The organism is Cognatishimia sp. F0-27 (assembly GCF_020667845.1).
In the GTDB taxonomy this organism is placed as follows: Bacteria; Pseudomonadota; Alphaproteobacteria; order Rhodobacterales; family Rhodobacteraceae; genus JAFMPQ01.
In genome coordinates, this window is record NZ_JAFMPQ010000039.1 from 38,098 (window position 1) to 51,273 (window position 13,176).

Here is a 13,176-nt window from a genome sequence, read left to right on the forward strand (position 1 = left end):
GCTATGGCCTTCGTCTGCACGCCTGTCTATTGTCCGCCTTCGAAATCACGCATATCGGGAGAGCCCTCCATGTCCGCTCTGAAAATCAAAAAAGGCTCGTCCAAGCATTCGGCCTATAACCTGCGGCCGAATTTCTCGGATGTGCAGGAAACGCATACCCTCGCCGTGCTGGTGGAAAACGAGCCCGGCGTCCTGGCGCGTGTGATCGGTCTTTTCTCGGGCCGCGGCTACAACATCGACAGTCTGACGGTCGCCGAGGTGGATCGCGAAGGCCACCTGAGCCGGATCACCATCGTCACCACCGGCACGCCGCAGGTGATCGAACAGATCAAGGCGCAGCTGGGCCGCATCGTGCCCGTCCACGACGTGCATGACCTGACGGTCGAAGGCCGCTCGGTCGAGCGCGAACTGGCGCTGATCAAGGTGTCCGGCTCCGGGGACAAGCGGGTCGAAGCGCTGCGTCTAGCGGATATCTTTCGCGCCCACGTGGTGGACAGCACCTTGGAGAGCTTTGTCTTTCAGATCACCGGCACGCCGGACAAGATTGACGCCTTTGCCGATCTGATGCGTCCGCTTGGGCTTCTTGAGGTGGCACGGACCGGTGTCGCGGCGCTTTCCCGAGGCACGTGAGCAGCTTTTCAGCGGCCTTTGAGCGGCAAAAACCACACGCTGCCTTCCAAAAATCCAAATCTGGAAATCAGAAATATTGAAAACCGGGCCTCCCGAAGGTGGCCCGGTTTTGCGTGAGCGGTGGGTGATACGGATTATGCGGCCCGCCTCGAAAGAGGATCAGGCGCAAGCGGTATCGGGGAACAACACAACATTGTCGCGGCGGGTGTTTGCGACCGGCAAGGGCTCCTTTTCCGGTCGGCGGCGCGGGTCCGCCACGGTCCGCAATCTGTCTGCAAGACCCGGAGCGACCGATTGCCCTACCCTCCGAGGGTTGCTGACATGCCTGAATTCGCGGGTTTCTCGCATCTCGAACTGGATCAGATCGCCCGCATCCAAACTCAGCCCATCGTGAAACGAGGTGCTGTGCTCTTCGGCACTGTAATAGGCAAGATTGCCCTGATCTTCACACCAGACGATCGCTTTGCGATCTTCCGTGTCGGCCCAGAGAACGACCCCAAACATCTCCGCTTGCATTACGATGGCTCCTAATTTGCCTGTTGTTAAGCCTAACGTGCGATCCGTAACGGAACAGGTTCTATGGCGTGTCTGGGGCTTGATTTTTGTGTCGCGAGTTTGCACGGTTGGTGCGATTTAGCATCAGGCATGACGCCAATTAGCGTCAGTACGGCCAATTATCTCTGAATGTTTGACGCCAACCCGATTGTTGACCCCGAAAAAGCACGAAAAGGCACATCCTCTATGGAGCCGAAACGGACGAATCCCGCGCTTGACAGGCCGTCACCTGCCGAATTGCGCAGCATGTTTGGTGCCAACCTGCGTCAGTTGGCAACGCAGGCGGACTCGATCTCCGCCCTCTGCCGCGAGCTCGGGATCAATCGCACCCAATTCAACCGCTATCTGTCCGGGGAAAGCTTTCCGCGCCCGGATGTGCTGCACAAGATCTGTCGCTACTTCGACGTCGATGCGCGCATCCTCCTCGAGCCGGTGGAGGACATCATCGGCGGTCGCGACCGGCTTATGGATTCGCCCTTCATCGCAGATTTTATCGGCTCGGATGCCCATACAATCGACGAAGAAGCGCTGCCGTCCGGCTTCTACCGCTTCATTCGCCGCAGCTTCATGAACGATGACGCCTTCATCCGGGGATTGATCTACATCTTTCGGCAGGACAACAGCGTCTTTCTGCGCGGCTTTGAAGCCAAGAAGGCCATGGCCGACCAGGGATTGCCGACCGATCCCGCGACACGCGAGTTTCGCGGTGTCTTCCTGCCACAGGAAGACGGTGTTGCGGCCATGGTTTCACGCCGGGGCGCCACCACGGCCTCGTTCAACTACCTCGCACGGGTGCCGTCGTTCGAGAACAATTTCTACGTCGGCTACGTGACCCGCACCGTGCGCGAAAACGTGGCAGGACGGCGGGTGGAGCGGCTCGTCTACGAACATCTCGGGCGCGATACCGGCAAGATCCTGGCCGCGGCGCGCACGGAAGGGTTTTGCAACGAGGACGACCTCACCCCGTTTCAGAAGCGCCTGTTGCTACCGGGCGTGCCGTTCGCCTGAGTCACAGCCCGAGCCCGCGGCAGGACCCGCCGTGTCGCTCCATGGCAATCGATGTCGCGCCGAGACAGGCCGCGCCCGGTGAAGTGATGCTAGGGCTCGCAAGGACGGGCACACCACCGGGGAGCGACAGGTATGGGCAAACACGACACCGATCTGACCTTTGTTCAGCGCAGTATCGAAACGGCGCATGGATTGCCCAACGCGCATTACACCGATCCAGAGGTTTTTGCCGAGGAACGCGAGGCGCTCTTGTTCGCTCAATGGGCCGGGCTCGCGGTGGCCGGAGATGTCCCGGAACCAGGTGATGCCAAGCCGATCACCTTCCTCGGGATGCCGCTGTTGCTTTTGCGCGGCCGCGACGGTGCGGTGCGGGTGTTCCAGAACATCTGCCGCCATCGCGGCATGATCCTTGTCGACGAGGCGCGCAAGATCGAAGGGGCCATTCGCTGCCCCTACCATTCGTGGTGTTACGGCTCTGATGGTCGCCTCGTCTCGACCCCGCATGTGGGCGGACCGGGTCAGAACACCCATGCCGCGATCGACCGCGACACGCTTGGCCTGATCGAGGTGCGCAGCCATATCTGGCGCGACGTGGTCTGGATCAACGTCTCCGGCAAAGCCGCGCCATTCGAAGAGGCCATGTCCGACGTGATCGCGCGGTGGGCGGAATTCGACAAACCGCTCTATCATGGCGGCCCGGACAGCCGCTTTGCGCTGGAGGTTGCCTGCAACTGGAAACTGGCGGTCGAGAATTATTGCGAAAGCTACCACCTGCCTTGGGTGCATCCGGGGCTGAACAGCTATTCCCGCCTTGAGGATCACTACAATATCGAGCAGCCGGGGGCGTTTTCCGGCCAGGGCACGTGGGTCTATCGCCAGATCGCAAGCCCCGAAGGCGCGCGCTTTCCGGATTTCGACGGGCTGACCCCGAAATGGGACGAGGCGGCGGAATATATTGCGGTGTATCCCAATGTGCTTCTGGGGGTGCATCGCGACCATGCATTCGCCATCGTTCTGGTGCCGGAGGGACCGGACAGGACGGTGGAGCATGTGCATCTCTATTACGCCCAGCCCGACACCGATACAGACCTGCGACAACGCAACACGGAGCAATGGAAAGTGGTGTTCGAGGAGGACATCTTTGTTGTCGAGGGCATGCAGCGCGGCCGCCACGCCAGCGGCTTTGATGGCGGGCGGTTTTCGCCGGCCATGGACGGGCCCACGCACCTCTTTCATGCCTGGGTGGCCGACCGGATTCACACATACAGGGCCAATGCGCAGGGCCCCGCATCGGTGTGAGCGATCTCGACGCGCGCCTGCTTGCGGCGCATGAAACCGCCGACAAATCCGCGCTGATCGGCCTGTATGAGGAGGCGGCGGGCGCGACGACAGACCCGCAGGCCGCCGCCTTCTACCTCACGCATGCCTATGTGTATGCGCTGGAACTCGGGGATGGCCGGGCGCGCCAGTATCACGCCGTGCTCAAGGCACAGGGGCGAGAGGTCTGAACACCCCCCCGCGCGCTGGTATCACGCCGTGCTCAGGGCGCAGGGGCGCGAGGCTTGAACAGCCCCCCGCGCGCTTGTATCACGCCGTGCTCAAGGCACAGGAGCGCGAGGCCTGAACACCCCCGCGCGCTGGTATCACGCCGTGCTCAGGGCACAGGGGCGCGAGGCCTGGACACCCCCGCGCGCCAGTATCACGCCGTGCTCAAGGCACAGGGGCGCGAGGCCTGAACACCCCCCCGCGCGCTGGTATCACGCCGTGCTCAGGGCGCAGGGGCGCGAGGCCTGAACAGCCCCCCCGCGCGCTGGTATCACGCCGTGCTCAGGGCGCAGGGGCGCGAGGCCTGAACAGCCCCGCACGCCTGCCATGTCACGACCTATTGCTGGATCGACTCAAGGTAATAGGCGATGGAAAGCACCTTGCCGCGGCTGTAAAGCACATCGCCGTAGGGAGAGTCCCCACCGCCCTCCGCCTTGAACAAGGCACCATAGACCGGCATCGGACCCCCATGCGCGCGCAATCCCGTCCGTCCGTCGATGACGTGGATCACCTCCAACATGGGAAATTTGCCGTCATTGCCTTGCGACAGGACGGTCAGGTCAGGGACGGTCGCCGTCATCATCGCCGTCAGCGGGCCGTCGCCCATCCCATCCATGCCGTGGCAGGTCGCGCAATATTGCGCATAGTATTCCGTGCCGTGTTCGGCATCCTGCGCAAAGGCGGTGCCTCCCAACACCATTGCGCCGACAAGGGCGAGTCCTTTGGTAAGCGTTTTCATCTTCCCCTCCTCAAAAAAGTGAAACCACAAGTCCGTGGACCGGACGACCAGAGTTGCGGGTCCGGCGGGGATAGATCTTACATTCGGAATATTTAATATCTTTGATTCAGGTCAAATCCCCCCCGAGCGGGAAAGACCCGGATCGCTCAACCGGGGACCGCTTCTGTTTCTCCCGGATAAGCCAACATGTCATAGAGATGCCACGTGGCGTGCCCAAGCAAAGGCAACACGACAATCAACCCGACAAAGGCCGGGATCATCGCAACAAAGGTGATCACGGCAATAAACGCTCCCCAGCCGAGCATCGTCACCGGATGGGCCAGAACATATTGAAACGACGTGATCATGGCCGTGACGAAGTCGATCTCCCGGTCCAGCAGCAGCGGCAATGCCAGCACCGTGATCGAATACAGCAAGGCTGCGAAGGCCGCGCCCACAAGCGTGCCGACCGCCAACATGCTCAGGCCGTTCGACGTGAGGTAGATGTCATATCCCGAAGAGACATTTGTCATGGTCGACAGGCCAAGAAACAGCGCAAAGATCATATGTGCGAGGAAGAACCAGAACAGGAACACGACGATTATGATTGCGCTGATCGACGGCAATTGCCGTTTGGACTGACGCAGGATCACGCCAAAGATCTGGTCCGGCACCAGCGGCCTGCCCTGCGTGATCCGGCGTGAGATGTCATAGAATCCGACAGCCGCGAAGGGCCCGATAAGCGGGAAGCCGATTGCCGCAAAGACAAGCCAGTAGGTCTGGCCGGTCGCCTGTGTGATCCAGAGCATGGCCCAACCGCCCAAAACGTAGAAGCCCGCAAAGACCACGGCATAGCCCGGCGCCCGGCACAGGTCGCGCCACCCGCGCTGCAACGCGGTGCGCAGGATATCCGGGCTTACATCTGAAAGATCCGGCAATCCCGGCTTTGGCGTGTCTGGCATGACTCTGTCCTCCCCGCTCCAGTAAAGCCGAGAGCGCAGGCTCTGACAATGATGCACCGGAGCGAAACGCCTGCCCCGGCGCAGCCGTTACTTGCTAGAAGCGCGCATCGGGTGCGCTTGCGTGCGTCAGTCCTCGCTTTGCGCGTCGGCGCGGCTCTTCCCGGACACCTTGAGGGCCAGCGTCGCGGCCATGAACTGATCGAGATCGCCGTCAAGCACGCCCTGACTGTCGGAGGTTTCCACGCCCGTGCGCAGGTCCTTCACCATCTGGTAGGGCTGAAGCACGTAGGACCGGATCTGGTTGCCCCACCCTGCATCGCCCTTGGCTTCGTGCGCGGCGTTGATTGCTTCGTTCCGGCGATCCAGCTCCATCTGATAGAGCCGCGATTTCAGGGCCTTCATGGCGATATCGCGGTTCTGGTGCTGCGATTTTTCCGATGATGTCACCACGATCCCTGTCGGAATATGGGTGATCCGCACCGCCGAATCGGTGGTGTTGACGTGCTGTCCGCCCGCGCCGGAGGAGCGATAGGTGTCGATGCGGATATCGGCCGGGTTCACGTCGATTTCGATGTTGTCGTCCACCACCGGATACACCCAGACCGAGCTGAACGAGGTGTGCCGCCGGGCCGCACTGTCATAGGGCGAGATACGCACGAGCCGGTGCACGCCGGATTCCGATTTCAGCCAGCCATAGGCATTATGTCCGGAGATCTTGTAGGCTGCGGATTTGATGCCCGCCTCTTCGCCCGCGGTCTCCGATTGCAGTTCCACGTCATAGCCATGCGCCTCGGCCCACCGCACATACATGCGCGCCAGCATCGACGCCCAGTCACAGCTTTCCGTGCCGCCCGCGCCGGAGTTGATCTCGAGGAAGGTATCGTTGCTGTCGGCCTCGCCATCGAGCAGGGCCTCAAGCTCCTTCTTGGCGGCTTTCTCCGCCAGCGCACGCAGGGCGGCTTCGGCTTCGGCGATGATTTCTTGGTCGTCCTCCATCTCGCCCATCTCGATCAGTTCCACCTGATCGGAGACCTCTTGCTTGATGGAGCTGTAGGTTTCCATGGCGTCGATCAGAAGCTGCCTGTCGCGCATGAGCGTCTGGGCGGCTTCGGGATTGTCCCAGAGGGTCGGATCCTCGACCCGCGCGTTGAACTCTTCAAGCCGGTGCTGCGCGGTTTCCCAATCCAGACGCTGAGCCAGAAGCTCCAGCGATTTGGTGATCTTTTCGACATTATTCTGAGCTTCTGCGCGCACGACCCATAGTCCTCTTGCTCTTCGGCCCTGCGTGATACCAAGGGGCGCGCGGGCGGGCAAGACAAGGAGCACAGTTTGACCCAAAGCGAAACGGAATTGGTCCGACAGGAAGTCGGGCGCTTCGGGCTTGGCGCGCCACGCCCGCTGACCGCGACCACCGCGGCGCTGTTGTTTCATGCAAGAACACGGACCGGCAGCCCCTGTGTTCTCAAGGTTTACCGGCGTGGTCATCCCGGCAATGAGCGCAGCGGCATCGCCCTCATGCGCGCCTGGGGTCGTGCGGGTGCGCCTTGCGTGCCGATCCTCGCCCAAAGCGAGGCAGCCATCGTGATGGCGGCCTTGCCCGGCCCGTCTCTGGAGACCCGGTATCGTATGGGCGACGGTGATGCCGCCTTGCAGGCGCTGGCAGAGCTCGCAAACGCGCTGCACGCGACGCTGCCAAACCCGGCGGTGCCGCTGGTGCCCGTGTCGGAGTGGTGCGCACCCCTGCGCTCCCTGCGCTGCGACGTCGCCTGTTCCGAACGATTGCGCGCAGCGATGCGGCAAAGCGCGGAGATGCTCGCGGACTTGCTGGACAGCACCGATCAGCAGAGGGCCCTGCACGGAGATCTGCATCCTGGCAATGTCATGGGGACACCTCCCTGCGCGATCGACGCCAAGGGGCTTTGGGGGGATCCCGCGTTTGAGCTTGCCAACGCCATGCGCCATCCGAAATCGGATGGCGCGGCACTGTGCTATCCGGGGCGCATCGACGCGCGGTTGACGCTGTTCGCCCGGGTCACCGGCCGGTCACGGGCGCGGATCGCAGCATGGAGCGCCATGAAGGCCGCCCTCTCCATTGCCTGGCGCAGCGGCGAGACGCTGGTGGCAGATCCTGACGAGGATCTGCTCTGTGCGCTTCTGGATGCGGCGGCGCGCGATCCGCTCCGGAGTTAAGCTGTCCGGGCGCTTGCCCTCAGTAGAGACCACCCGACGACAAGGTGCCAAAGCCGGCTTTCGGACCAACGACCGCCTTGCGTCCGGTGGAGGTGGTGACCTCGCGCGCGGTGCCGGCCCCCTCGCCCGGACGGATCAGGTCAAAGGACCCGGAGACGGCGAACCCACCATCGAACTGGATACCGAACACCGGCTCCTCGAACTCGCGGAAACACTCGCTGACGACATTGGGCCCCGAGGCGCTGTCCGACAGCCGCGCACCGGAAAAGCGGTCGATCTTGATGAACTGGCATTCGGCGGGGGCGCGGAACGCGCTGCCACCGTATTTCGCCACGGCCTTCTGCATAAACCGGTTGAAGACCGGACCACACATCCCGCCGCCGGACGCGCCGCGACCAAGGGGGCGCGGTGTGTCATAGCCAATGTAGCATCCCGCCACGATGTTGGAGGTGAAGCCGACAAACCAGACATCCTTGGCATCGTTGGTGGTGCCGGTCTTGCCAGCGGTGGGCACCGGCAGGTTGACCGTCTTGCGGGCGGTGCCACGCTCGACCACCCCTTCCATCATCGAGGTCAGCTGATAGGCGGTCACCGCGTTCATGACCCGTTCACGCTCGTTGACGATGCGCGGGCTCTGGCCCGGAGGAAGATTGGGATCGTCGCAATTCACACAGACCCGCTTGTTGCCGGGCGCCGCGTCATGGCTGTAGATCGTGTTTCCGTAGCGGTCCTGCACCCGGTCCACCAAGGTCGGCTGCACCCGCTCGCCGCCATTGGCAAACATCGCATAGGCCGCAACCATGTCGTGCAGCGTGGTCTCGTCCGCGCCAAGGGCGTTGGCCAGCACGCGCCCCATATTGTCATACACGCCGAACTTTTCCGCATAGGAGGCAACCGTGTCCATGCCGACCTCCTGTGCGAGGCGGATGGTCATCAGGTTCCGGGACTGTTCGATCCCGGTGCGCAACGGCGTTGGCCCGTAGAACTTGTTCGACGCGTTCTTGGGGCGCCACACGCCCTGTGGCGTGTTGATCTCGATCGGAGCGTCCACCACGATCGTCGCGGGGGTGTAGCCGCTGTCGAGCGCGGCGGCAAAGACAAACGGCTTGAAGCTCGACCCCGGCTGGCGCAGCGCCTGTGTCGCGCGGTTGAACACCGAATGCTGATAGGAGAACCCGCCCTGCATCGCGATCACGCGGCCGGTATTGACATCCATCGCCATGAACCCGCCCTGCACGCCCGGCACCTGACGCAGGGTCCAGCGGACGAATTGCCCGCCCTCCGTGCGCTCGCGCACATGGATGACATCGCCGGGATCAAAATTGTCGAAGAGGTTGCCGGAGAACCAGCTCGTGTCGGAGCGCGGCAGCGTCATTCCACGAGGATCGTCGAGCGGGATGTCTTCGATGCCGAGGACCAGTTCCTGATCGCGGACCTCGCGCACCACGGCCACGTGCCACTTGCTGTCGAGGTCGATGTCGCGCGCCACACGCACCTCTGCGAGGGCTTCGCGCCACGCGCTTTCGTCGGACAACAGCGCGGGGTCGATGGATTTGCCCGTGCCGCGCCAACGACCCAAGCCCCGGTCGTATTGCTCCAGCGCGCGCCGCAGCGAGATGGCGGCCTCCACCTGCATGTCCGGGTCAATCGTTGCACGCACGGAATAGCCACCGGCAAAGAATTGTTCCTCCCCGAAATTGCGGCTCAACTGGCGTCTGATCTCGTCGGTAAAATAGTCCCGCGGGGGCAAGGATTGTTGATAGGGTTCGAAATCACCGTTTTGCACAGAGCGGATAGGCTGGGCCACTTCGAACTCATAGGTGGCGCGGTCGAGATAGCCGTTTTCATACATTTCCTCGAGCACGAAGTCGCGCCGCGCAAGAAGCCGATCATGATTGCGCACCGGGTGGTAATTCGACGGCGCCTTGGGCATGGAGGCGAGCATCGCGGCCTCGTGCGGCGCAAGCTGCGTCAGGCTCTTGTTGAAATAGACCTGCGCGGCGGCGGTCACGCCATAGGCGTTCTGGCCGAGAAAGATCTCGTTGAGATAGAGTTCGAGAATATCTTCCTTCGTCAGCGCGCCCTCGACGCGGTTGGCAAGGATGATCTCCTTGATCTTGCGCTCTGCCTGCCGGTCGCCGGACAGCAGGAAGTTCTTCATCACCTGCTGGGTGATGGTCGATGCGCCGCGCACGTCACGCCCCCGGCTCTGGACCGCCTGCACCGCAGCCGCCGCGATCCCGCGCAGATCATAGCCGTCATGCTGGTAGAAGTTCTTGTCCTCGGCGGAAATGAACGCCTGCTTCACCAGATCGGGAATCTCATCCGCCGGGGTAAAAAGCCGCCGCTCCTGCGCAAATTCGTCGATCACGCGGCCCTCGTTGGAGTAGATCCGGCTGATCGTGGGCGGCGTGTATTGCGCCAGGCTTTCATGGCTCGGCAGGTCGCGGCCATACATCCAGAACACCGCGCCAATGGTCAGCGCGATCATCATCGCGCCCATGGTCACGACGCTGAAGATGGCTCCGAAGAAAGAAAAGATGAAACGAGTCACGATTTGCCCCTGCTAGCGCTGTCGTTTCAATATACGCTTTGTTGGCCGGGTTCAAAACACAACCGCGCGGGTTTTTGCTTGTGCCGCAATGTCACGGGGGGACGCGCGGCCATGCGCAACGCGCGCGTTGCGCAGGCGCAATCGTGGCGGCCCGGCATCAGGCGGCGCCGTTGCCGCGCGGTATCTGTCGAACGGGGTCAGCGTCCCTTGAACAACCCGCCCAGAATGCCCCGCACGATGCGCCGTCCGGTGGTGCCCTTGAGCTCCTTCATGACCACTTCGCGCATGGCGTCCCCGAAGCTTTCCGTCTCCCGGACGCGGCGCGAACTGGAGCGCCCCACCCGCGAGCCGGAATAGCGGCGGGCGGCCTTGTATTCGCGCATCGCGGCGTCGGCCTCATCCTCCCGCGCTTCGGCCTCGGCGGCCGCCCGCGCGGCGGCGTCGGCACGCGCCTTGAGCATCTCGGCGGCCGAATGGCGATCCAGCCGGGTGTCGTATTTGCCCGCAAGATCCGACGCTGCAAGAATCGCCTTGCGTTCGGACGGCGTGATCGGTCCGAGCTGCGACGCGGGCGGGCGGATCAGGGTCCGCTCGGCGATGCCCGGCACGCCTTTTCTCTCCAGCAAGGAGGTCACCGCCTCCCCGACGCCCACCTCGCGGATTGCCGTTTCGATGTCGAAACGGGGATTCTCGCGGTAGGTCTGCGCCGCCAGCCGCAGCGCCTTGCGGTCGCGCGCCGTAAAGGCGCGCAACGCGTGCTGCACCCGGTTGCCAAGCTGGGCAAGGATGTCCTCGGGCACGTCATCGGGGTTCTGGGTGATGAAGTAGACGCCGACCCCCTTCGAGCGGATCAGCCGCGCCACCTGCTCGACCTTGTCCACAAGAGCCTTGGGCGCGTCATCAAAGAGCAGATGGGCCTCGTCGAAGAAGAAGACGAGGCGGGGCTTGTCCGGATCGCCCACTTCGGGAAGTTCCTCGAACAGCTCGGACAGCAACCAGAGCAGGAATGTCGCGTAGAGACGCGGGCTTTGCATCAACTGGTCGGCGGCGAGGATATTGACCTGACCGCGCCCATCCGCCCCGACCCGCATCAGATCCGACAGAGCCAAGGCCGGCTCGCCAAAGAGCCTCGCACCTCCCTGGTTCTCGATGACCAGCAAACGGCGCTGGATCGCTCCGATCGAGGCGGTGGAGATATTGCCGTAGCGCAACGACAGGTCCGCGCGGTTCTCGCCCAGCCAGATCAGCATCGCGCGCAGATCATCGAGGTCGAGCAGCGGCATCGCCTCTTCGTCCGCAATCCGGAAGGCGATGTTGAGAATGCCTTCCTGAGCCTCGCTGAGTTCCAGCAGCCGCGCCAGAAGCAGCGGCCCCATATCCGCGACCGTGGTGCGCACCGGATGTCCCTGCGCGCCGAAGAGATCCCAGAACGTCACCGGGAACGCCGCGTAGCGATACCAGTCAAAGCCGATTGTTGCCGCGCGCTCCATGAACGGGGCATGCAGCTTGTGGGATTCGGTCCCGGCCTTGGCCAGCCCGGCCAGATCGCTTTTCACGTCCGAGAGGAACACCGGCACGCCTTGCGCCGAGAAGCCTTCGGCCAGGATCTGCAGCGTGACGGTCTTGCCGGTGCCCGTTGCCCCGGCGATCAACCCGTGCCGGTTGGCATATGCCAGATCAAGCCATTGCTGCTCGGCATGATCAACGCCGCCGCCACCCACGAAGATTCGGTTTTGCATGAAAAGCCCCCCAGCGAACGGCGTTCAACATACATTCTTAACCAATTGATGCCAGAGTATTTCCTGTTCGGGGCGCATGTCCTCTCCTGCCTCGAACGACTTCCTCCCTGTCAGACTGGCCGCGCCTTCGGGCGCGGCTTTTTTCTGGCTGCGCGGCGTGTCCGGCCGGCGCCTTGAGATCCTGACAAAGAAGTTTGGAAAAGGCTGTTGACCCGCGCCTACAACTTTCGTAGCGTCGCACCAATGACAAAGTCGGCCGGTCCGACAGGGAGTGAAAATGAAGGGGGCCACGCGGCCCCTTTCGAATTTCCAAACGTCATTTCTACCTGTCTTCCATCGCATGAATGTGTTTGCAAACATCCGCAAGGGCAGGATTTTCGGCCCTGACACGGCTGCGTGACCGTGATACCTCCTCTGCGCAACGGAACTGGAATCCAGGGGAGTTAGATGACCAAAGCATTCCACATTCTGACGTTGATTGCCGCTCTGGCCGGCACGTCGCTGGCCGCACAGGACGATACCACCGCAGACACAGAAGCAGAGGCCGAACAGGGCTCGGGTATTGGGGGTCCGCTTGACCTCGGCACGCCGGACGTGGCCGAGGCCGCACCGGGCGCAGGCTCGCAGACCTATATCAAGGAAACATTTGGCGATTGGGCCTTGCAGTGCCTGCGCGTGCCGGAAGGTCAGGGCGAGGACGTCTGCCAGATGTACCAGCTTCTGCGCGAACCCGGCGGGTCCAGCGTGGCGGAAGTGTCGATCTTCAAGCTGGCCAATGGCGGGCGCGCGGTCGCCGGTGGCACATTTGTCGTGCCGCTCGAAACGCTTTTGACACAGAAGCTCAAGGTCAGCGTCGACGGAGGGCAAGCGCGCTCTTATGATTACTCCTTCTGTTCGGCCACCGGGTGCTTTGCCCGCGTCGGCTTCACCGAAGAAGACATTGCACGCTTCCGGGCCGGTGCGGTGGCAAAGGTGACGCTCGTGCCGGCGCTGGCCCCAGACCAGCAGGTCACGGTCGACATGTCCCTGACCGGCTTCACGGCCGCCTATGGTGAGGTCTCCTCCCTGAACCAGTGAGGCCACTGCTCCAGAAAGACCGCGGGACGGGTAAGTCCCGCGGCACCCAGCCGGTTCCCCGGCGGGCCGAAGGCCCCCTCAGTGGTGTTTCGCGTCCTGCACAATGCGATTGAGCACGGCGTCTGCCGCACGCAACCCGGGCGCAGGCCCTCCCCTTCCCAAACGGTCCATCGTCACGGCCATCGCCGCATCCTGTGC

The 13,176-nt window shown here is 62.9% G+C and carries 12 protein-coding genes; 6 read left to right on the forward strand and 6 right to left on the reverse strand.

Annotated features, from left to right (window positions below; translation table 11 throughout):
- The first annotated feature begins 69 nt into the window (after window positions 1–69).
- Complete coding sequence (gene ilvN, locus J1C49_RS17990) at window positions 70–630, forward strand: acetolactate synthase small subunit (protein WP_227447226.1); 561 nt, start codon at window positions 70–72, stop codon at window positions 628–630.
- Between the two features lie 159 nt (window positions 631–789).
- On the opposite strand, the gene J1C49_RS17995 is transcribed toward ilvN, so the two are convergent.
- A complete protein-coding gene (locus tag J1C49_RS17995) occupies window positions 790–1,146 on the reverse strand; it encodes a hypothetical protein (RefSeq protein ID WP_227447227.1) in 357 nt (118 codons plus the stop codon).
- 285 nt (window positions 1,147–1,431) lie between these two features.
- Between J1C49_RS17995 and J1C49_RS18000 the strand changes: the two genes are divergently transcribed.
- The 3 genes from J1C49_RS18000 to J1C49_RS18010 all read left to right on the forward strand — a co-directional run bounded on the left by J1C49_RS18000 (window position 1,432) and on the right by J1C49_RS18010 (window position 3,701).
- The gene (locus tag J1C49_RS18000; RefSeq protein WP_227447228.1) at window positions 1,432–2,193 is read left to right on the forward strand and encodes a helix-turn-helix domain-containing protein; all 762 of its coding nucleotides are present in this window, start codon (window positions 1,432–1,434) and stop codon (window positions 2,191–2,193) included.
- Between the two features lie 132 nt (window positions 2,194–2,325).
- On the forward strand, window positions 2,326–3,492 hold the full coding sequence (locus J1C49_RS18005; protein ID WP_227447229.1) for an aromatic ring-hydroxylating dioxygenase subunit alpha: 1,167 nt from the start codon (window positions 2,326–2,328) through the stop codon (window positions 3,490–3,492).
- A complete protein-coding gene (locus J1C49_RS18010) occupies window positions 3,489–3,701 on the forward strand; it encodes a hypothetical protein (protein WP_227447230.1) in 213 nt (70 codons plus the stop codon). The genes J1C49_RS18005 and J1C49_RS18010 overlap by 4 nt, the downstream gene beginning before the upstream one ends.
- Before the next feature lie 374 nt (window positions 3,702–4,075).
- On the opposite strand, the gene J1C49_RS18015 is transcribed toward J1C49_RS18010, so the two are convergent.
- The 3 genes from J1C49_RS18015 to prfB all read right to left on the reverse strand — a co-directional run bounded on the left by J1C49_RS18015 (window position 4,076) and on the right by prfB (window position 6,672).
- Window positions 4,076–4,477, reverse strand: a complete 402-nt coding sequence (locus J1C49_RS18015; RefSeq protein WP_227447231.1) for a c-type cytochrome — start codon at window positions 4,475–4,477, stop codon at window positions 4,076–4,078.
- Between the two features lie 146 nt (window positions 4,478–4,623).
- Window positions 4,624–5,418: a DUF2189 domain-containing protein gene (locus J1C49_RS18020; protein ID WP_227447232.1), complete on the reverse strand. Its 795-nt coding sequence runs from the start codon at window positions 5,416–5,418 to the stop codon at window positions 4,624–4,626.
- Between the two features lie 126 nt (window positions 5,419–5,544).
- Window positions 5,545–6,672, reverse strand: a complete 1,128-nt coding sequence (gene prfB, locus J1C49_RS18025; RefSeq protein ID WP_227447233.1) for a peptide chain release factor 2 — start codon at window positions 6,670–6,672, stop codon at window positions 5,545–5,547.
- Window positions 6,673–6,747: 75 nt separating this feature from the next.
- On the opposite strand from prfB, the gene J1C49_RS18030 reads away from it, so the two are divergent.
- A complete protein-coding gene (locus J1C49_RS18030) occupies window positions 6,748–7,608 on the forward strand; it encodes an aminoglycoside phosphotransferase family protein (RefSeq protein ID WP_227447234.1) in 861 nt (286 codons plus the stop codon).
- A 19-nt stretch (window positions 7,609–7,627) separates the two neighbouring features.
- Here J1C49_RS18030 and J1C49_RS18035 read toward each other — a convergent pair whose 3' ends face one another.
- A complete protein-coding gene (locus tag J1C49_RS18035; protein ID WP_227447235.1) occupies window positions 7,628–10,162 on the reverse strand; it encodes a PBP1A family penicillin-binding protein in 2,535 nt (844 codons plus the stop codon).
- A gap of 197 nt (window positions 10,163–10,359) precedes the next feature.
- Window positions 10,360–11,901, reverse strand: coding sequence for a helicase HerA-like domain-containing protein (locus tag J1C49_RS18040; protein WP_227447236.1), 1,542 nt, complete (start codon window positions 11,899–11,901; stop codon window positions 10,360–10,362).
- Window positions 11,902–12,348: 447 nt separating this feature from the next.
- Here J1C49_RS18040 and J1C49_RS18045 point away from each other — a divergent pair, with 447 nt between their 5' ends.
- Window positions 12,349–12,978, forward strand: a complete 630-nt coding sequence (locus J1C49_RS18045; protein WP_227447237.1) for an invasion associated locus B family protein — start codon at window positions 12,349–12,351, stop codon at window positions 12,976–12,978.
- Window positions 12,979–13,176: the final 198 nt, after the last annotated feature.